Source organism: Patescibacteria group bacterium (assembly GCA_028717685.1).
Classification (GTDB): Bacteria; Patescibacteriota; JAQUNI01; order JAQUNI01; family JAQUNI01; genus JAQUNI01.
On record JAQUNI010000002.1, the window covers coordinates 123,903 to 143,980 of the forward strand.

The following is a 20,078-nucleotide window of genomic DNA, read 5'->3' on the forward strand; positions in this document are numbered from 1 at the left end:
AATTTTAAGTTTTTAACTATAATGACCGACCCTATAGCTGACCTATTTACTAAAATTCGCAACGCCCTTGCCGCTTCCAGAAAAGAAGTGATTTTAGTGTCTTCCAAAATGAAGCTCGCGATTGCGGAAATTTTAAAGAGGGAAGGTTATATTACAGATTATGTCACAGAAAATGGTTCTGTCTTTGAAAAATTAAGAATAATTTTGAAATATACTGAAGGGAATAAACCGGCAGTTAAAGAGATAGCGCGGGTGAGTAAGCCGGGCCGCCGCATTTATCAAAACTACAAAGATTTAAAAGCAGTAAAAGGGGGCTTGGGAATCGCGATTGTTTCCACATCGCAGGGTTTAATGACGAGTCGGGAGGCGAGGAAGAAAAGGCTGGGCGGGGAAGTGATCTGCGAAATATTTTGAAAAGGTAGGGCGAAAAGCGTAAAACAACAATATTTAGGTTTTGCACTTTGCGCTTTACACTTTTAGCTTTATTTTTATGTCTCGCGTGGGTAAAAAATTTATTCTTGTTCCGGAAGGAGTGGAGGTGAATGTTCAAGATAACCATCTGAATATTAAAGGGCCTAGAGGATTTTTAGAGTTAGATTATGATTCTCGCTTGAAAGTGGAGAAGCAAGAGAATATGATTTCTGTTTTACGGCGCAATCCCAAGGATAGAGCAAGGCAAACCAAGGCTCTTTGGGGATTGACGCGTAATTTGATTAATAATATTATTCTGGGTGTTTCAGAGGGTTTTAAGAAGAAACTGGAAATTCAGGGAGTGGGTTATCGGGCGAATGTTCAGGACAAGAAGTTAGTTTTAGATTTAGGTTTTTCCCATGCCGCGGAATACCCCATACCCGACGGCATTGAAATCAAGGTAGAGAAGAATATTGTTTCTGTGTCTGGCATTGATAAACAAGAGGTAGGACAGGTTGCGGCGGAAATTAGGTTTTTGCGCCCGCCTGAGCCTTATAAAGGGAAAGGCATTCGTTATATGGATGAATATGTGCGCCGTAAGGTTGGCAAGAAAGCGACTACAGAGGGCAGCAAATAAACCCCAAAAAGCTAATGCTTTTTGGGGGATCCCGCTGCCTTCTGGAATAATTGGATTATTTAAAAATTTATTTTAAGCGCACGCTATGCGGATTAAAGAAAAAAGAGAAAAATTATATCGGCGCCGGATGCGCGTTCGGGCAAAAGTTAAAGGGACGAGCAAAGTGCCCCGTCTTTCGGTTTATCGCAGTCTGAAGCATATTTACGCTCAAATTATTAATGATGAGAAGGGAATAACCTTAATAAGCGCGAGTGATCGGGAGGCGAACGTGGACGTCAAGATAGAAAAGAAGAGCAAAGCGAAGGAACAGACAGAGAACAATCAATTTTCAAAAGGATTGATATTGGCTTTTGCCGTTGGCAAGCTTGTTGCTGAAAAGACTTTAAAGAAAAAAATTAAAAGAGTAGTCTTTGATCGTGGCGGGAGAGTTTATCATGGACAAATTAAGGCTGTAGCCGAAGGAGCGCGCGCCGGAGGTTTAAAATTTTAAATAGATATGGCAAAAAGTTTCAACAAAAGAACATCTCAAAGAATCCCAAAAGAGTATGAACAAAAACTCGTTGATTTAGCGCGGGTTACCAGGGTTGTAGCCGGGGGAAGACGTTTTAGATTTCGCGCCACGGTAGTGATTGGCAATAAGAAGGGGACAGTAGGAATGGGCGTAGCTAAAGGGGCGGATGTCTCAACAGCCGTGGAGAAAGCGGTTAAGCGGGCGCAAAAGAATTTAATCAATATTCCATTTTCCGGGAGCACCATTCCTCATGAGATAGAGGTGAAATATAAGGGAGCGCGGGTTCTGTTAAAACCGGCTCGGGAAGGAACAGGGGTTATTGCTGGCGGTTCTATCCGGGCTGTAGTAGAGTTGGCAGGAATAAGGGATATCTTAAGCAAGATGTTAGGCAGTCAGAATAAAATCAGCAACGTACGGGCAACACTGCAAGCTTTACAGAATTTGGAGACAGCGGACGATATTTTAAAAAGAAGAGGGAAGGAAAGAAGTCCTCAAAATGGAGCCCTTCTCCAGCCCCTCGCGAAGGGCTGGATTCGCGAAGCCAGCCTCTCCAATCCGAAGAAAGACTCCAAAAAGGCAAAAGAATAATTAAGAAGCGCGTATTGGCGCCTCATTTATCCAGGATGTAATTAAAAGTTATTTTTTTGGTTATGCAGAAGAAAGTTCTAATTATTGTTTCTCCGCGCGATTTTAGAGATGAAGAGTATTTTATCCCGAAGGGTCTTTTTGAAAAGGCAGCCTTGACCGTAGATACAGCAAGCACGGCTTTAGGTATTGCTTACGGGGTGATGGGGGGCGAGGCGGAAGTGAATCTCCTTTTGGAAAAAGTGGAAGTCAAGGATTATGCCGCGGTTGTGTTTATCGGCGGTCCGGGAGCGAGCAGCTATTTCGATCACCCTGAAGTTCATCGAATCGCCCAAGAAGCGGCAAAGATGAAGATGGTTTTAGCCGCAATTTGTATCGCGCCGGTGATTCTGGCGAGGAGCGGAGTGCTGGCGGGAAGGCGCGCTACTGTCTGGACTTCAGCATTAGACAAAAGCGCGGTGCGGGATTTAGAGCGGGGAGAGGCTACTTATTCGGCTGAAGAACTGGTGGCAGATGATAATATCTTTACTGCTCAAGGTCCGGCTGCAGCTTCCGAGTTTGCCGCGGCGATAATCCGTAAATTACAATCTTCTAATTTATAATTTTTAAGTTTTATGCCTTTAAATTTGCATAGTTTAAAATCTACTCCTCATAGTAAGAAAAAGCGCGTAGGTCGCGGCAATGCCTCGGGACACGGCACCTATAGCACGCGGGGAATGAAGGGGCAGCGGGCGCGTTCAGGGGGAAGGCCGCGTCCCGCTTTTGGTTCACATCTCGCTCACCATTTGCCTAAAATGATAGGATTTAAATCTCAAGTCCCTAAGATGAATATTGTGAATCTTCAAGACATCAATCGTTTTTTCCAAGACGGAGCGTTGGTTAATCCTCGCACATTGCTGAAAGCCAAATTAGTTGATAATATTAAAAGAGGAGTGAAAATTTTAGGACAAGGGGAACTAAAATTGAAGAATCTTAAAGTAGAGGGGTGTCATTTCTCCGCATCGGCGAAAATACAGATTGAGAAAAAGGGAGGGAAAATAAAAAACAAAATTTCTAATTAACCTATAACAAAATTATTCTAATTAACCTAATTATTCTAATTATTCTAAATAAATCTCCAATGACCAATGTCTAAAAATTAATTTTAGTCATTGGAATTTAGTCATTGGTCATTTCTTAGGTTAATTAGGTCAATTAGAATAATTAGAATAATTTTTACTCTGGGTCAATTAGAGCAGTCAGATATTTTTCTTTATTTTATGGCTAACAACTGGGAAAAATTGATTTCCATATTTAAAATTCGTGATTTGCGCAAGAAGATTTTTTTTGTCTTAGGCATGCTCGTGCTTTTTCGGGTCGCCGCGCATATTCCTGTCCCCGGGGTTGATGTGGAGGCGCTGCGCCAATTTTTTACCGGGAACCAGTTTTTTGGTTTATTGGACATTTTTTCCGGTGGCGGATTGTCCAATTTTTCCGTGGTGATGCTGGGAGTAGGCCCTTATATTACCGCCTCTATCGTTTTCCAACTCCTCACAATGATTATCCCCAGGCTTGAGGAATTAGCCAAAGAGGGAGAGAGCGGAAGGCAGAAAATTAACCAATGGACCCGTTATTTAACCGTGCCGCTTGCCCTTCTGCAGACTTATAGCACAATTAATCTTCTTAATCGCGGAGGGAGAATGATTATTACCGATGTTTCTCCTTTGAATATAGCGACCATAGTCTTGACCGTCACAGCGGGTACATTATTTTTAATGTGGATTGGGGAATTGATTTCCGAGAAGGGGATTGGCAATGGTGTCTCTTTAATTATTTTCGCGGGTATCGTAGCGCGTATCCCTAGCGACATCGTCCGCACTTTCAAGGTTTTTGACACTTCTCAAATGATTAACCTTGTTGTTTTTTTAGGGATTGCCATTTTAGTAATCGGAGGAATTGTGTTTGTAACGGAGGGACAGCGTAATATTCCAGTCGCTTACGCGAAAAGAGTGCGAGGAATGCGGATGTATGGCGGCACTTCCACCCATCTTCCTTTACGGGTAAATCAAGCGGGCGTAATCCCAATTATTTTTGCTCTTTCTATTATGCTTTTTCCGGGTATGATCGCGAATTTTTTGGTTGGCTCTGGTGTTCTCTGGCTTTCTCATTTTGCGCAGAGCATCGCTAATCTTTTTCAAAACCAGATTTTCTACGGCAGCCTTTATTTTGTTATGGTCATTCTCTTTACTTATTTTTACACTGCGGTTACTTTTAACCCTCCCCAGATTGCGGAGAATATTCAAAAACAAGGCGGCTTTGTGCCGGGGATTAGGCCCGGAAGGGCTACCGCGGAGTATCTCCATAAGGTTTTAAATCGCATTACCTTGGCAGGGGCGTTTTTCTTAGGTTTTGTCGCCATTTTGCCGTTTATTGCCCAAAGTCTTACCAAAATCCAGACCTTAACTATTGGAGGGACGGGAATTTTGATTGTGGTGAGCGTGGTTTTAGAAACAATGAAACAGATTCGCAGCCAGATGCAGATGAGGGATTATGACGCGTTTTAAATTTCCACGCCGACTTGGCAGGCGGTTATACGGAGACGCATAATAATGCATTTTTATTATGGGAATAAACAAGTTTATTTATGTTAAATATTATCATCACCGGTCCGCAAGGCTCGGGCAAGGGAACACAAGCGAAACTTTTGGCGAAAAGATATAATTTAGAACACATTGAAGCGGGGAAGCTTTTACGCGATTTAGTGAAGATGGGCAATCCGGCAGGGCAGAAAATTAATCCCTATCTTTTACGAGGCACTCTCGTGCCCACGCGTATTTTGATTGAGGAGGTTCTAAAACCAAGATTAAGTAAAGTACCTTCGGAAAAAGGCTTGGTTTTTGACGGGATTCCCCGCCGTCTGCGTGAAGCGAAAGCCTTGGAAGAAATTCTTGCCTCCTTAGGGAGAAAAATTAGCTATGTGTTCTATATAGAGATATCCGAGAAAGAGACATACAAACGTTTAGGCAAACGATTGACTTGCAAGGGGTGTAGCCGATCCTTTATTTTAGGCGTAGATGTCGCAGATCCCAAGGAGCAATGTCCTCATTGCGGCAGTGTTTTATACCAAAGGGAGGATGACACAGAAGCGGCGATTAGAAAGCGCCTGGAGATTTTTAAATGTGACACAATACCTGTTATTGAGTATTTTCGGAAAAAGAATCTTGTAACTCGGATTAATGGTGAGCAATCTATTAAAAAAGTACACGAGGATATTATAGCTGTAATTGGTAAGTGAGCAACGGATATTTTTGCCTATTACTAATTATTATCATTGATGTTTAGTTTGAAGAATCCGGAGGAGATTCGGATTATGCGTGAAGGAGGAATAATTCTCGCACGCATTTTAAAAAAAATAAGTCGTGAAACGCGAGCCGGCGTTAGCGCCATTTATTTAAATGAGCTTGCGGAATCTGAAATTAAGAAAGAGGGAGGAGAGCCTGCCTTTAAAAATTATGAGGGTTTTCCGGCATCGCTTTGTGTTTCCGTAAACAGCGAGGTAGTGCATGGCGTGCCTCAAGGCAAAGTCATTCGGAAGGGAGACGTGGTTGGTCTGGATTTGGGGTTGAAATACAAGAGTTTACACACAGATGCCGCCGTGACTGTGGTTGTGGGAGAGGCGAGCAGAGAAATTCAAAAATTCGTGCAGGATTGCCGCCAAGCGCTTTATTTAGGCATTAGGCAGGTAAAAAGCGGTCATCATATCGGTGATATTTCTTCAGCGGTTCAGAGCTTTGTGGAACAAAACGGGTATTCCGTGGTGAGACAATTAGTGGGCCATGGAATTGGCTACCAAGTTCATGAGGAGCCACGCGTTCCTAATTATGGAGAGAAGGGCAAGGGTCTGCTCTTGTGTACCGGCATGACTTTTTGCATTGAACCAATGATTAATATGGGAGAAGCGCAAGTGGAAATAAAAGAGGATGGCCACACCTTTCGGACTGCGGATAGGAGTTTATCGGCGCATTTTGAACACACCGTGGCGATTACAGATAGGGGGTGTCTCATTTTAACAGAAGACTAGCATTCTCCAAAAGAGCGTTTTTAGCTATTTTAGTTATTGTTCGATTGATCGATTGTTCAATTGTTGGCGCAGACTGTTATTTTTTTCAGCAACAGAGCAATCAAACAATTGAACAATGGAATATATGTCTATTCTCGGTTTAGATTATGGCGAGAAGCGCGTTGGTTTAGCTATTAGCGACCCGGAAGATCGGATTGCCTTAAAATATAAAACCATTCTTTTAGAAGACGCAAGAGAGCTTTTATTAGAAGAATTGAAAAAAGTTTGCCAAGAAGAAGAGGTAAAGCGCGTTGTTATCGGTTTGCCGATTTCTTTATCTGGTCAGGATTCAAAACAAACAAAAGCCGTGCGTGAATTCGCGGAATATGTTAGAATGAAATTAAACTTAGATGTTCAATTGGAGGATGAACGTTTAACGAGCGTGGAAGCGGAAAGAACGCAGGCGAAGGACATAGATGAAGAGAGCGCGCGTTTAATTTTACAAACCTATTTAGACAGACGAAAAAAATTTCGCAGATAAATTTTCTCCTTGTTAGCTTTATATTAACTAATTTTTTGTTTTATGCCTGAAATCCATCTTTCAGTGATTATTCCCGCTTATAATGAAGAGAAAAGGATTGCCGCGACCTTGAGAGATATTTATGATTATTTAAAAAAACAGAGCTTTGAAAGTGAAATTTTGCTTTTAGATGATGGTTCTCGCGATAAGACGGTAGAGGTGGCCCGATCCTTAGATATTCCGAATCTTAAAGTTATTGACAATTCAGAGAATCACGGCAAGGGTTATGTTGTGCGGCAGGGAATGTTGGAGGCTCGAGGCTCTTATCGTTTGTTTACGGATGCGGATAATTCCACCAAAATTTCCGAATTGGAAAAATTTTGGCCTTATTTTCAAAATGGTTTTGATGTCGTGATTGGTTCTATTGAAATTAAAGGCAGCATAGTTCATGAAAGGGCAGCTTGGTATCGCCGGACCTTGGGGAAACTCGCCAAAATTTTAATCCGCATGGTTCTGATTTGGGAGATTCACGACACCCAAAGAGGCTTTAAGTGTTTTACAGCCGAGAGCGCTGTGAAGATTTTTCCGAAACAAACAATTGAGCGTTGGGGTTTTGATATGGAAATTCTGCAGATTGCCAAAAAGCAGGGGTTTAAAATTAAGGAATTGCCTGTATCTTGGGAGAATCCCGCGGGGAGCAAGGTAACCTTAGGGTCTTATCTTTCCTCATTTCGAGAGTTAATGAGGATTAAATGGAACAGCTTAAGAGGGAAGTACAAATAATAATTTCTAATTTTTAATTTCTAATTTTTATTAAATTTCTAATGACCAAATTTTTAAACCGTTTAGAAATTGATTCATTGAAAATTTAATAAAAATTAAAAATTGATAATTGAAAATTTCTTTAATGACAGATAAAAATAGAAATCAAATCTTAAAATCAGAACTACGTCAAGATCTAGTGACGGGGGAATGGGTGGTGATTTCGCCTAAAAGGAAAAAGCGGCCAAGTACACCTTTTATTGAAGCCCATTACCGATATAAAGAACAAGCGGAATGTATATTTTGTGATCCAGTGAAATCAAATCAAGAAAAGGATGTTCTGATTTACTATGATAAGAATAAAAGATGGGTTGTTCGGGTTTTTCCCAATAAATATCCTGCTTTTCAGAGGAGAAACAGCTTAAATAAAAAGCTGCACGGTCCTTACCTTACGGAAGATGCCATTGGTTTTCATGAAGTTGTGGTGACGCGCGACCATAAGCGCTCTTTGGCTTCTCTTAACGTCAGCGAAGTAGCGGGGGTTTTACGAGCCTATCAGGAGAGATACATTAAATTAATGAACAAGAAATTCGTAGATTATATTCTGGTTTTTTATAATCATGGACGCACTGCCGGCGCTTCGGTGGCCCATCCCCATTCTCAACTGATTGCTATGCCGTTTGTTTCTATGGATATTCAGAAAGAAATACGGGGAGCAGAGGATTATTTTTTGAGGAATCGGGAATGCGTTTTTTGCCGGATGGTGGATCAAGAATTAACAGAGAAAAAGAGAATAGTTTTTCAAAATGAGTATTTTGTGGTTTTTTGCCCTTTTGCCTCCCGAATGGGGTATGAGATGTGGCTCGTGCCCAAAGAACACCATCCTTATTTTGAAAGGTTGGAGCAGGGAGGAAGGGATAAGGCAGCCGAGGCTTTAAAAGAAGCTCTCTCGCGGCTGGATAAGCTACTAGAAGAACCTGACTACAATTTTTATCTCCACACTTCCCCTTGCGATGGTCACATCCATTCTTATTATCATTGGCATATTGAGATCTTGCCTAAATATTCCACTTGGGCAGGGTTTGAACTAGGTACAGGTATAGAGATTAATACCGTATTACCAGAAAATGCAGCAGAAGAGTTAAGATTGATAGTTTAAAGTTCAAAGTTAGAAGTGCCCGCCCGCCTCGCACTCCCGCGAAGCTTGTGAGCGGGCGCGGCAAAGTTGTAGTTAAGAGTTAAAAGTTAAAAAATTTTTAATCTTGAACTTAACTTTAAACTTTGAATTTTGAATTTTTAACTAATGTTTAATTATTCCTCTTGGTTTTCCAATTTTCCTCCTGAGTTGGCGACATTTTTAATTGCCGCATTGCCTATTTCGGAATTGCGCGGCGCGTTGCCTTTGGGTTATACTGTTTATCATTTATCTCTCTGGTCAGCTTTTTTGTGGTCGCTTTTCGGCAATGTAGCAAGCGCTGTAATTTTTTTGGTTATTTTGGAACCCGTTTCTTCATTCTTGAGCAATCATTTCCGTTTTTTTCAAAGATTTTTCCGGTGGCTTTTTGAACGCACCCGCAAGAAACACTCCCAAAAATTTGAAAAATGGGGGGCACTTGCTCTTATTACGTTTGTCGCAATTCCCTTGCCTTTGACCGGCGGTTGGAGCGGGGCAATAGCCGCCTTTGTGTTTAGGATTCCTTTTAAAAAGGCCGCTCTCTCTATATCAATGGGAATTTTTCTGGCTGGGGTTATTGTGGCGCTTGTAACATTGGGCGGAGTAAGAGGCTGGCAGGCTCTCTAATTTTAATAATGAAAAGCTATTTTTATAGAGGGGTGCGGCTTCATCAATTTTATGCCTAATGGCGCGAAAAAAAATCTCATCGTGGGTAATTGGAAAATGCAAACCTTTTTAAAGGAGGGGAGAGAATTAGCGCGTACGCTAGAGGGTGAAATTACAGGAGAAGAAGGGGAAATTGTGATTTGTCCTCCTTTCACGCAGTTAGCGATTGTAAAGGCGAATATCCATAAAATTCATTTGGGCGCGCAGGATCTATTTTGGGAAACAGAGGGGGCTTATACAGGCGAAATTTCCGGGAGGATGCTTCAAGAAATTGGCTGCGAATATGTGATTGTCGGTCATTCGGAGAGAAGGAAATATCTTGGCGAGACTGACGCAATGATTAACAAAAAGATGCTTGCGGCTTTTGGGAGCGGTTTGGTACCTATTCTGTGCGTGGGCGAGAGTCTGGAGCAAAAAGAGAAAGACAAAACTTTAGAGATTGTTGAAAAGCAGTTGCTCTTCTCTTTCGCCGGGGTCAATGCGCCCGATAATTTTGTTATTGCCTATGAGCCGATATGGGCTATTGGCACGGGACAAACGATGGAACCGAAGGAAGCGGAAATAGTCGCGCGCTACCTGCGCCAGCTTATATCCAAAAGATATAGCGAGAGCGTTGCCAGTCAAGGTAAAATGTTGTACGGAGGCAGTGTGGATGGGCAAAATGTCGTTCACTTCGCGCAACAAGAGAATATTGATGGGATTTTAGTAGGGGGCGCCAGCGTGGATGCCGCGGAATTTATTAAGATTGTGAAAGCGGTAGGTAGATAATGCAGAATGTAAAGATTAAAATGTAAAATAACAATATGAAGTTCTAAGAATTCATGGAATACCATGTAGTGTATACCGTTATTGCGCCTATGGCTTTCTGGTGTGTGGGTAAAAAATTCTAAACTCAAAATCTCAATTTCCAAATAAATTACAATTTTCAAAATCTAAAATTCTAAACACCACTCTATCTCTACATTTTGAATTTTTAAAAATTGGAATTTGGAATTTATTTAGGATTTGGAATTTTGAATTTGAGATTTACTTAAAATTATGTTAGCCAGACTTAGAGATTTAATTGAAAAAGCGCGGGAGGAGGTTTATGCCTTAGGTGCGTTTAATACCTGCAATTTGGAGATGACCCAAGGGATTATTCGCGCCGCCTCTAGTATGAAATCTCCCCTTGTGGTTCAGGTTTCTGAAACGACCATTAGCTACGCAGGCTTGAAGGCAATTACGCGGATTGTGCGGAGCGTAGTGGAAACGGAGGGGAAGGATGCGCCTATTGCTTTACACCTTGACCATGGTCGGAGTTTTCGCTCCATCGTGGAATGTATTAAAGCGGGCTTTTCCTCCGTGCAAATTGACGCGGCGGATTTAAGCTTTGAAGAGAATGTGGCTCTCACCCGTCAGGTGGTGGAATTCGCCCATTCCAAGGATATTTTCGTGCAGGGTGAACTGGGCACTATCCCGGGATTACACGGACAATCAAAGAATAATCATAAGAACCATGCTATCGAATATACTGATCCCCTGCAGGCGAAGGAATATGTGCAACGGACAGATATAGATTCTTTGGCTGTTTCCGTGGGCACTTCTCATGGTCTCTACCGCACGGAGATCAGATTTGATATTTTGGACGAAATCAGGAGCTTAGTGGATATTCCTTTAGTTTTGCATGGCGCTTCCGGAGAAACGCGTCAAGATGTCAGGAAGGCAATTCAAAGCGGCGTGAATAATATTAATATTGATACAGAACTTCGTTTTGCTTTCATTAAAGCTTTAAAGGATTTTTTCTTAAAGGATAAAGAGGAAATTGATCCTCGGAAAGTTCTCGCTTGTGGTCGTGATGCTGTCCAGAAAGTAGTAGAAGAGAAATTGGATTTAGTTGGCAGTGTGGGTCAGGCTCGTTTAATAGTTTAACTTGTCTGAAAGATCCTTCTGGACTGAAAGTCCATTAGGATTGAAGTTTTGCAGGCAATATAGCGATACTTTATAATAAGAATCCATAAATTTTAAAAATATGAAACCACAAAATTCTTCCCCAGTTATTGACTCTGCGAAAATCAAAATTGCGATAAATGGTTTTGGAAGAATTGGTCGGGCTGCTTTTCAGGTCTCTTTAGAAAAGAAAAATTTGGAAGTAGTCGCTATTAACGATTTAGGCGATCCGGAGAACTTAGCCTATCTTTTAAAGTATGATTCGGTTTACGGTCGTTATTCAAAAAAAGTGGAAAGAGAAGGAGACCAAATCAAGGTGGATGGCAGGAGATACAGATGTTACAGTGAAAAAGATCCGACAAAGCTTCCTTGGAAAACTCTGGATGTTGATATTGTTTTGGAATGCACGGGATTTTTCACGGAAAGGGAAGGGGCGGAAAAACATCTCCAAGCGGGAGCTCGAAGGGTGATTATTTCGGCTCCCACCAAGTCTGAAGATGTACCCACCTATATTATCGGCGTGAATCATCAAGAATATAAAAAAGAAGACCTGATTATTTCTAACGCTTCCTGCACAACCAACGCTTTAGCGCCGCTCCTTAAGGTGCTAAACGATTCCGTGGGTGTTGAAAAATCTCTGATGACGACTGTGCATAGCTATACTTCCACCCAGAGTTTGGTGGATAGTCCGGCAGCAAAAGATTTTCGGCGTGGTCGGGCAGCGGCTTTAAATATGGCGCCTTCCACGACTGGCGCCGCCATAGCCGCGACCAAAGCACTGCCTGCTCTCGCGGGGAAATTTGGCGGTTTAGCGGTGAGGGTGCCTACTCCTTGCGTATCTTTGGTGGACTTAGTAGTTTTGTCCAAAAAAGACACCAAAGAAGAAGAAGTGAACAAAATTTTTACTGAAGCCGCGCAAGGTTCCTTGCAAGGCATTTTGGAGGTGGTGAATGAACCGGTCGTGTCTACAGATTTTGTGCGCGACCCCCATTCTGTAATTGTTGATTTGGAAATGACGCAAGTCGTCCAAGGCAACTTGCTTAAAGTGCTGGGTTGGTATGATAATGAATGGGGTTATTCTATGAGATTAGTGGAATTAGCGGAACATATAGGCAGTTAAATTTTAAATCTCAAATCACAAATTTTAAATAAATCCCAATACTCAAAATCCAAAAGCTGAAATTATAGAAGTTATCAATATTTTTAATTTTGAAAATTGTCTCACTATGCGAGATCTGGTCATAAAAATTTCGCGAAGCGATGGTAAAGCCAGAGGGTTTGAAATTAATTTGATATTTAAAATTTGGCGCTTGGAATTTTCGCCTTATTTTATTGCGTGATGGAATTAATTTTTTCAAGAAGTGATGATGAAAACTATTCGGGATATTAATTTAAGAAATAAGACTGTTTTAGTGCGCACGGGTTTTGATGTGCCAATTGAAAACGGCAAGGTTCAGGATAATTTTCGCATTACCGCAGGTTTGGAGACAGTGAAATATCTTCTCCAAAATCATTGTAAAATTATTCTTGCCTTTCATATTGGCAGGAAAGGGGATAAAGAAAACCCTGCTCTGCCGGTCGCGCCGGTAGTGGAGGAGCTAAAAAGGATAATGAAAGACATTTCTTTTTTAGAGGTTTCTAATTGGACAGGGCAGACGGTGAAGAAAATGGCGCAGGGTTTAAGGGAAGGGCAAATTTTGGTTTTGGAAAACCTGCGTTTATATCCCGGAGAGGAAAAAAATGATGACCATTTTGCGCGCGAATTAGCGTCTTTAGCTGAAGTTTTTGTCCAAGATGCTTTTTGTGTTTTGCATCGCGACCATGCTTCTGTGACTGGCGTTCCTAAATATCTTTTAACCGTAGCTGGTTTTTTGGTGGCGAGGGAAGTGGAAGAGCTGGATAACGCCGCGGAGCGCCCCGCCCATCCCGCCTTGGCAGTCATTGGCGGGGCTAAGACCGAGACTAAAATTCCAGTCATTGCCAACTTGCTGACTCGAGGTTATAATCAAGTTTTAGCGGGAGGGGTAGTGGCGAATAATTTTTTAAAAAATCAAGAGGTTGATCTTAAAAATTCAACAGTAGACCAGGAATATTTAGATGACGCTGCGGCTATTTGGGATCAATTTCAGGGTAAGATTGTCCTGCCTTCTGATTATGTTTGGAATGAGAAGGAACAAATTTTTGATATCGGGGGAGAGACGATCAGGAGCTACCAGGACTTGATTAATGCCGCGAAGACAATCATTTGGAATGGTCCGATGGGTGTTTTTGAAGAAAAGAAATTTGAGGAAGGCACTCTTCAAATTGGTCAAGCCATCGCCGTATCGTCCGCGAAAAAGATTGCTGGAGGAGGAGATACAATCGCGGCTCTCCGCAAGTTTCAGCTTTTAGAACAGATGGATTTTATATCCACGGGCGGAGGGGTAATGCTGGAATTTTTGGCAGGTAAAGAGCTGCCAGGATTGAAAATTTTAAATAAATAACGGGTAATATGCGGCTAGCGAGCCGCGGGTTCGCTAGACCCCTCCATCGCTTATTCAATATATTAAACTATTATGGGTAAATTCAAAAAATATTTTTTTGTCTATCTTGGTTTTATTTTAATTTTAGGTAGTTTTGCGTTTGGTGTTTTTTTGGGCGCAAGCCAGAAAATTCAAGCCCCCGAGTCGGGATGGCGGATTTTTGATTCATTTATTAAAGGCAATGACCAGGAACCGAAAGAAGTGGATTTTAGTCTTTTTTGGCAGGTTTGGAATACCATTGAAGAGAAATTCACAAATGGAACCCTAGATCGGCAAAAGATGATTTACGGCGCGATTTCCGGAATGGTGGAATCCTTAGGCGATCCCTATACCGCCTTTATGACGCCAGATGAAGCGCGCGAATTTGATCAAGAAATGGAAGGAAAGTTTGAGGGAATTGGGGCGGAAATTGGCATCCGTGGCGATCGCTTAACAGTAGTGGCTCCTTTAGCCGGCTCGCCGGCAGAAAGAGCGGGTTTGAAAGCCAAAGATATTATCTTAAAGATTAACGATGAAGATGCGGTAGAGATGACCCTGATGGAAGCGGTAGCGAAAATTCGCGGTACCAAGGGAACCAATGTTACTTTAAAAATTATGCGTGAGGGCGTGCAAGAGCCTTTTGACGTTAATATCACTCGTGAAGAGATTACAGTCAAAAGCGTAGAATGGGAAGTGCGCGGCGACAAGATCGCGCTTATTGAAATTTCCCGTTTTGGCGACGATACAGAAGAAGCGTTTAAATCCGCGGTAGCAGAGATTCTGCTTGCTTCGCCTCGCGGTCTCATTTTGGACCTCCGTAATAATCCCGGCGGTTATTTGGATACAGCAGTTAATTTAGCTTCAGAGTTCATTCCTAAAAAAGAGGTGGTGGCAATGGAAGAGCTCGCGGGCGGGAAAAGAGACAAATTTTTTTCCAGAGGTCCTGTGCGCCTTGCCGGAATACCCACCGTTGTTTTGGTTAATGAAGGTTCGGCTTCCGCCTCTGAAATTTTGGCGGGCGCCCTCCAAGATTACGGCATTGCTAAACTGGTAGGCAAGAAGACTTTTGGCAAGGGTTCAGTCCAAGAATTAGAGGAATTTTCGGATGGGTCGCGCGCGAGAATTACTATCGCCAAATGGTTGACGCCGAAAGAGCGATATATTAATGAGAAGGGGATTGAGCCGGATTTTTCCATAGATTTAACAAGCGAGGATAGCAACGCGGGTAGAGATCCGCAACTAGATAAGGCAGTGGAGATATTGACGAATAAATGAAAGAGATGATATATTAAAATTTCTAATTGCTCTAATTAACCTAATTTCTAACTAATGTCTAATGACCAAATCCTAATGTCTAAAAAGTAAAAACAACAAATTTGGTCATTGGTTATTAGACATTGGATATTATTTAGGTTAATTAGAAATTTTTCCCCTTTTTATGAAGATTATATTAAAAAAGAATTACAATGGTTTAGGTAAAAAAGGCGAGATTAAAGATGTCGCTGACGGTTTTGCGCGTAATTTTTTGATTTCTAAAGAGATTGCTCTTCCTGCTACCCTTTCCAATATTTCCGCGATTACTCATCTGGTTCAAGAGGAAAAGCGCGAAAAAAAGCAAACCGAACAGAAGTTAGAATCTTTTAAAGGGAAGATTCTAAATCTCAAAATTACCCTGAAAATGCAAGCAGACGCTAAAGGGAAACTTTTTGGGGCAGTGGGGAAAAAGGAAATTCAGGAGGCATTAGAGAAAAAGATTGGGATTAAGGTTCCTAAACAAAAAATAGGCTTAGATAAGTCTATTAAAGAAGCTGGTAACTATGAAGTGGTGATCAATATTTCCGAGAAATCCAAACCCAAAATCAACGTTCAGATTGTTTCCTTTGCGCGCTCTGCCAAAAAAATTTAAGCTTGGCTTATAAGAGAATCAAATTTTTGATATCTCCTGCAATAATGCAAAACCAAGCTTGGTGCCGAGGGATAGTTTAAATTTCATTTTTTGTCCCCTTTTTTACTTTGGGTTTGTTGGAGTATTCTCCAGCCACTATTCTTTTCCAAAATCAAAGCCTTTGTAAGACCTTTGGGATCTCGTTGTTGGTCTTGTCCTGGTACCTGAATAACGGGAGAACCATCTTCGCACACTCCTCTCAAGACAACATTCTTCATCACGATGATATTTCGTGGATCAACCACTGTTACCCAAGGACACTTAATAATTTCCCTTTCTTTTTTTTCGGTTACTACACCCATTTGAATCACTCCTTTTTGGACTATTCCCGGCATCTTCACTATATAGGAACAAAGAGCTTTGTCAATGATTTTAAAAACAAACTTTCCTAAAAAGTTTGTTTTTAAGTATCAATTGAAAAATGGAGAGTTTTATGATATTATTGAAACGAAGTGAGTTTTTTTTAATCCACCAGTGAATTTTTTTACTTTTCTGCTATAAAATTTCACCACGCCGTCGCGGAGCGCAAAAAGAGTGTCATCATTGCCTCGTTTTACGTTTTTGCCGGCATGAAAGTGAGTGCCGCGTTGGCGGACAATAATTTCTCCTGTTTTTATTTTTTGGCCGCCAAATCTTTTCACCCCTAATCGTTTAGAGACAGAGTCGCGGCCAAGGGCGGTCGAGCCGCCAGCTTTAGTATGGGCCATAGAAATGTAAAATTAAAAATTTTTTCTTTTTTAATAATAACTTAAATGCGAGCAATAGTCAAATGGTTTCAAGAAAATCAAAATAGGGTGGCGTTAATAATAGGTATGATTTTAGTGGCCGCCATATCTTTCGCGGGCGGAATTTTAGTGAGCCCGCAAGAGAAAAAGGAGCCTCTGGTCTTGTCGGAGGGCACAAGTAAGGTGGAGCCATTTTCTTTAATGATTAAGGAAATAAAGGGCAGCTCTGTATTTCTTAAAGTCGACCCGAGGGCGACAGTAAAGGTTGATGAAGAAATTATCAAGGGCGACGGGGAGGGAAATTTCGGATTTGATTTTAGGTCGGGAGAAAAGCTGACGATTTATGACGAAGATAATGTTATCACCCTTGATTTGAATGCTTTAAAACAACAATCGGAAGGAGTGGTGGCAGGGGAAGCGAAGAAAGGAGGAGAAAATACCAAACAAACTATGGAGACGGTGCGACCTAATATATCTTCTGGTAGCGTAGAGTTAAAAAAAGAAGTTCCCCGAGAAGGGCAACTCGTCGGCAGTAAAAATAGTACTAAGTACCATCTTCCTTCTTGCCGTTTTGCTAAAAATATCAAACCAGAAAATCAGGTTTGGTTTTCTTCCAAAGAAGAGGCAGAAAGCAAAGGATACAAGCCTTGCGGGACTTGTATAAAGTAGCAATCAGTAATTGGTAATCAGTAATTAGTAAAATTTGGGGTGAACCCCGTAGCACAGCAAGCTGACTACGGGGTGAACAAAATTTTTGTTCACTAGAGACATGGCGTAAGCTTATGATTTAGATCGGGAGAGAGACTGGTGATTTATAATGAATAATATCATTTCCTTGAATAATCTTAATGGTTAAAATATTAATTAGATTGAGCGGCGAGTAAGGGAATCTAACTTATAGGGAGCAGATGTGAACCAAGTTATGGAGTTATCATAATCTAGAAACAAATTTTTCAATAATACAGAGTCTAAAGGGGAAGTTCACATATGGTAAAATTTTTGAATAGTGAGTAGTATAGTTTAGTCTTGCGCATTCCTAATTGATAAGTTTGCTCTAAAATAAGAAGAAAACACCTATATTATGCCGAACAATTTATTTGTTCGGGTTTTTTGTTAAAATAGAACTTTGTTTTATACTCCACCACAAGCAGTCAGGGAACCATTATGGGAATCTATAGGGGAGGGGTGACAAGCCCCCTTATGCCAAGGGCGAGGATTCTTAAGATTGGTTGGCTCCGTGGTGGCGTTATCCCTTTACTTTTTAAGAAGTGAGGGACGAAGCCCTATGGAGCTAACAGGCATATTAGAAAGTCCCTGCCCGTTCACAAGCTTCGCCCGCCCGCAACGCCTTGCCTGCCGGCAGGTAGGCGAGGCTGGCATAAGTGGGCACGGTCTTGCCCGTTCGTTCCTTACTTGTGAGCAGGTGGGCGCTCCACAAAACCCCATAGGAAAAGATACTCGGTCCGACTTCACGCCTCCGAGCGAGCTCGTCGGCGGGCGAGCCACGGGTTTAAAAAAATCCCGTGGAGCTTCACATTTCCCCTTAGAGGCAGGGAGGAATTTTTTTCCTCTTTTTTCAAGGGGGGAATCTACTTGCTGTCTGAATAGGGGGAAGGGGTCGTTTTTGATAATACTACGATTTTTTGATTTTTTATGCCCCTTGAGCTTACCTTCGGGAATCTTAGGGGATGGGGTTGAAAGGCGGGTGATAACACTCCTTTAAAACCAAGGAGGTCTAAACCCGCTTAAGCGGGGTCTCCCAAAAGCATTAGCTTTTCAAGATTTATTAACCCTGATCTAATCCGATCTTGTGTCTTGTGGATAAGTCAAAAAGATTATCTTCCTTATCAAGAAAATCCCTCCAAAAAACTTTGTGAAAATAGATTTTTTATCAAAAATTGTCCTAACTGTTGCGATTTTTTTTTAACTTAACAAAAGAGGCAATTTTTGCCTTATTTATCTTAATAATTACTTTGAGTTTAACTTAACAATATAGTATAATAATGTTAACAAGTGTTAAGAAGTGTTAAGAAGAGTCAAGATTCAAAATCAAGATAAAAAATGAAAGAAAAAGAAAAAGAAATTTCAGAACTTATTACCCTAAAAGAAGCCTGCGCAATATTAAAATGCCATCCCAATACCCTTCGTATTTGGGATAAAAATGGCTCGCTTACGGCTTTTAGGTTTGGAGCAAGAAAAGACAGGCGGTATAGGCGAGAAGACATCTTAAATATAGCAGCTCAAAAAGGCAACTTAAGCCATCGGATACAGGAAAGAATACCACAAGGGAAAATAGAAAACGTAGAAGAAAATGTAACCTTAAAAGAGGCCTGCGGGATCTTGAAATGCCACCCCAATACTTTAAGGCAGTGGGATAGAAAAGGCATACTTACTGCATTTCGCTTTGGGGGCAAGAAAGAAAGGCGTTACAGGAAAAATGATATTTTAACTGCCGCGCGAGGAATATTTTTACCTAAAAAAGTTAAAAAGGAGGTAAAGAATATCACCCTAAAAGAAGCTTGCGGTATTCTAAAATGTCATCCCAATACTTTAAGGCAGTGGGACAGGAAGGGCATTTTAAAGGCAATAAGGTTTGGCGGAAAAAAAGAAAGGCGTTACAGGCAGGAAGATATCCTTAGAATGGCGTCAGCAAGAGAGAATGGTTTACAACCTCCGATTCCCAGACTATCCGATATATCCACGCAAGTTAAGATTGAAGTTAACAGGCAGCCCCAAAATATTGGTGATTTACCAAAATTTCTCCCCCAAGTTTTTCAAAAAGAAAAGGTAGATAATCTGCAAAAACAACAAATAAATACTCAAGAAATATCTTCCAATCTTGAAAAAGCCATCGTTCAAGCCTTTAGAAAGGCTACCGAAAAAACAATTTCAACCCTCAAAACAGATTCAGGACAGAAGCCAGAACCTGAATTACATCCTTACTCTGACACCCTATTTTCTTCTCTTCCCTCCTTCCTGAAACCAGTCTTCAGCGTGATCCTGATTATTTTCATTATTTTAACCAATCTTTTTATCTTTACAGATGGCGTTTTTGCTAAAAAAGGAGGCTTTAAGAGCATAGCGGTTAAAACCACCCAAGGTTTAGCTTCCGGAGCCAGCCAGACTATCAAAGCCGCTCAAAACCTAAACCAAATTGCTTTCCAAACCACTACGGAAAGGTTCAAAGATGCCTTTAAATCCAGAGAAGAACAACAACCCCCTTCACCTCGCACTCTAGCAAACCCGGTCTTTAAACCTGCTCCAATTAAAGAGCCTCTTTCCCAAAAAATCACCAAGATTCTAAAAAAACAACAATCCAAATTCTCTCTGCCCTTGGAACAATCCCAAGATCCAGAGAATAACTCTAATCCTCCCTCTCAATCAGAACAAACAGAGCAAACCCCTCTTGCTCTTCAAGATATTACCCAATCCATTAGCCAAACACCCCAGAAGATGGAAGAATCTGCTCAAGGTTTAGCCTTTAAACTCTTTGAATCTCCGGAAATTTTGATTGAAGGAGCTACTAATCTTTCGGAGAAAGCTAAAGATAAGGTTTTTTCCCTCCCCGCTGCAGCAGCAGAGAGAGGAGAGAGCGCTTGGTCTGATTTCGTGATGGTCAAAGACCAAATAGTTAAGCTTCCCTCCACATTGCAAGAGGCGCGCGCTCGCTTCTATG

At 41.4% G+C, this 20,078-nt stretch carries 22 protein-coding genes and 1 pseudogene; 21 read left to right on the top strand and 2 right to left on the bottom strand.

Annotation, left to right across the window (positions count from 1 at the left end; translation table 11 throughout):
• The first annotated feature begins 21 nt into the window (after nt 1-21).
• The 19 genes and pseudogenes from rpsH (at nt 22) to rplI (ending at nt 15,638) form a co-directional block, all read left to right on the top strand.
• Nucleotides 22-414, top strand: coding sequence for a 30S ribosomal protein S8 (rpsH, locus tag PHW01_04110; GenBank protein ID MDD5627160.1), 393 nt, complete (start codon nt 22-24; stop codon nt 412-414).
• Nucleotides 415-490: 76 nt separating this feature from the next.
• A complete protein-coding gene (gene rplF, locus PHW01_04115) occupies nt 491-1,048 on the top strand; it encodes a 50S ribosomal protein L6 (protein ID MDD5627161.1) in 558 nt (185 codons plus the stop codon).
• Nucleotides 1,049-1,133: 85 nt separating this feature from the next.
• The gene (gene rplR / locus PHW01_04120) at nt 1,134-1,538 is read left to right on the top strand and encodes a 50S ribosomal protein L18 (GenBank protein ID MDD5627162.1); all 405 of its coding nucleotides are present in this window, start codon (nt 1,134-1,136) and stop codon (nt 1,536-1,538) included.
• A gap of 6 nt (nt 1,539-1,544) precedes the next feature.
• Nucleotides 1,545-2,039, top strand: a pseudogene (gene rpsE / locus PHW01_04125) (30S ribosomal protein S5).
• A gap of 170 nt (nt 2,040-2,209) precedes the next feature.
• On the top strand, nt 2,210-2,746 hold the full coding sequence (locus PHW01_04130) for a DJ-1/PfpI family protein (protein ID MDD5627163.1): 537 nt from the start codon (nt 2,210-2,212) through the stop codon (nt 2,744-2,746).
• A 12-nt stretch (nt 2,747-2,758) separates the two neighbouring features.
• Nucleotides 2,759-3,205 carry a 50S ribosomal protein L15 gene (rplO, locus tag PHW01_04135; GenBank protein ID MDD5627164.1) on the top strand — a complete coding sequence of 149 codons (447 nt, stop codon included), beginning with the start codon at nt 2,759-2,761 and terminating at the stop codon, nt 3,203-3,205.
• Between the two features lie 198 nt (nt 3,206-3,403).
• Entirely contained in the window at nt 3,404-4,687 is a 1,284-nt protein-coding gene (gene secY / locus PHW01_04140; GenBank protein ID MDD5627165.1) for a preprotein translocase subunit SecY, read from the top strand.
• A gap of 80 nt (nt 4,688-4,767) precedes the next feature.
• The gene (locus PHW01_04145; protein ID MDD5627166.1) at nt 4,768-5,418 is read left to right on the top strand and encodes a nucleoside monophosphate kinase; all 651 of its coding nucleotides are present in this window, start codon (nt 4,768-4,770) and stop codon (nt 5,416-5,418) included.
• Nucleotides 5,419-5,457: 39 nt separating this feature from the next.
• Nucleotides 5,458-6,204 carry a type I methionyl aminopeptidase gene (map, locus tag PHW01_04150; protein ID MDD5627167.1) on the top strand — a complete coding sequence of 249 codons (747 nt, stop codon included), beginning with the start codon at nt 5,458-5,460 and terminating at the stop codon, nt 6,202-6,204.
• Between the two features lie 124 nt (nt 6,205-6,328).
• Complete coding sequence (gene ruvX / locus PHW01_04155; GenBank protein MDD5627168.1) at nt 6,329-6,724, top strand: Holliday junction resolvase RuvX; 396 nt, start codon at nt 6,329-6,331, stop codon at nt 6,722-6,724.
• Nucleotides 6,725-6,766: 42 nt separating this feature from the next.
• Nucleotides 6,767-7,486 (top strand): glycosyltransferase family 2 protein, encoded by a 720-nt coding sequence (locus PHW01_04160; protein ID MDD5627169.1) that lies wholly within the window; start codon nt 6,767-6,769, stop codon nt 7,484-7,486.
• Nucleotides 7,487-7,610: 124 nt separating this feature from the next.
• Nucleotides 7,611-8,624 carry a galactose-1-phosphate uridylyltransferase gene (gene galT / locus PHW01_04165; protein MDD5627170.1) on the top strand — a complete coding sequence of 338 codons (1,014 nt, stop codon included), beginning with the start codon at nt 7,611-7,613 and terminating at the stop codon, nt 8,622-8,624.
• A 144-nt stretch (nt 8,625-8,768) separates the two neighbouring features.
• Nucleotides 8,769-9,266: a small multi-drug export protein gene (locus tag PHW01_04170; protein ID MDD5627171.1), complete on the top strand. Its 498-nt coding sequence runs from the start codon at nt 8,769-8,771 to the stop codon at nt 9,264-9,266.
• A 51-nt stretch (nt 9,267-9,317) separates the two neighbouring features.
• On the top strand, nt 9,318-10,073 hold the full coding sequence (tpiA, locus tag PHW01_04175; protein ID MDD5627172.1) for a triose-phosphate isomerase: 756 nt from the start codon (nt 9,318-9,320) through the stop codon (nt 10,071-10,073).
• Nucleotides 10,074-10,343: 270 nt separating this feature from the next.
• Nucleotides 10,344-11,213, top strand: coding sequence for a class II fructose-bisphosphate aldolase family protein (locus PHW01_04180; GenBank protein ID MDD5627173.1), 870 nt, complete (start codon nt 10,344-10,346; stop codon nt 11,211-11,213).
• Nucleotides 11,214-11,313: 100 nt separating this feature from the next.
• The gene (gene gap, locus PHW01_04185; protein MDD5627174.1) at nt 11,314-12,351 is read left to right on the top strand and encodes a type I glyceraldehyde-3-phosphate dehydrogenase; all 1,038 of its coding nucleotides are present in this window, start codon (nt 11,314-11,316) and stop codon (nt 12,349-12,351) included.
• Between the two features lie 244 nt (nt 12,352-12,595).
• Entirely contained in the window at nt 12,596-13,714 is a 1,119-nt protein-coding gene (locus PHW01_04190; GenBank protein MDD5627175.1) for a phosphoglycerate kinase, read from the top strand.
• A 72-nt stretch (nt 13,715-13,786) separates the two neighbouring features.
• Nucleotides 13,787-15,007 (top strand): S41 family peptidase, encoded by a 1,221-nt coding sequence (locus PHW01_04195; protein ID MDD5627176.1) that lies wholly within the window; start codon nt 13,787-13,789, stop codon nt 15,005-15,007.
• 163 nt (nt 15,008-15,170) lie between these two features.
• A complete protein-coding gene (gene rplI, locus PHW01_04200) occupies nt 15,171-15,638 on the top strand; it encodes a 50S ribosomal protein L9 (protein ID MDD5627177.1) in 468 nt (155 codons plus the stop codon).
• Nucleotides 15,639-15,721: 83 nt separating this feature from the next.
• On the opposite strand, the gene PHW01_04205 is transcribed toward rplI, so the two are convergent.
• Both PHW01_04205 and rpmA read right to left on the bottom strand, forming a co-directional pair.
• Complete coding sequence (locus PHW01_04205) at nt 15,722-15,979, bottom strand: hypothetical protein (protein ID MDD5627178.1); 258 nt, start codon at nt 15,977-15,979, stop codon at nt 15,722-15,724.
• A 129-nt stretch (nt 15,980-16,108) separates the two neighbouring features.
• Nucleotides 16,109-16,384 carry a 50S ribosomal protein L27 gene (rpmA, locus tag PHW01_04210; GenBank protein MDD5627179.1) on the bottom strand — a complete coding sequence of 92 codons (276 nt, stop codon included), beginning with the start codon at nt 16,382-16,384 and terminating at the stop codon, nt 16,109-16,111.
• 45 nt (nt 16,385-16,429) lie between these two features.
• Here rpmA and PHW01_04215 point away from each other — a divergent pair, with 45 nt between their 5' ends.
• Nucleotides 16,430-17,071, top strand: coding sequence for an Ada metal-binding domain-containing protein (locus tag PHW01_04215; protein ID MDD5627180.1), 642 nt, complete (start codon nt 16,430-16,432; stop codon nt 17,069-17,071).
• A 1,392-nt stretch (nt 17,072-18,463) separates the two neighbouring features.
• On the top strand, nt 18,464-20,078 hold a 1,615-nt coding region (locus tag PHW01_04220; protein MDD5627181.1), incomplete at its 3' end, for a helix-turn-helix domain-containing protein.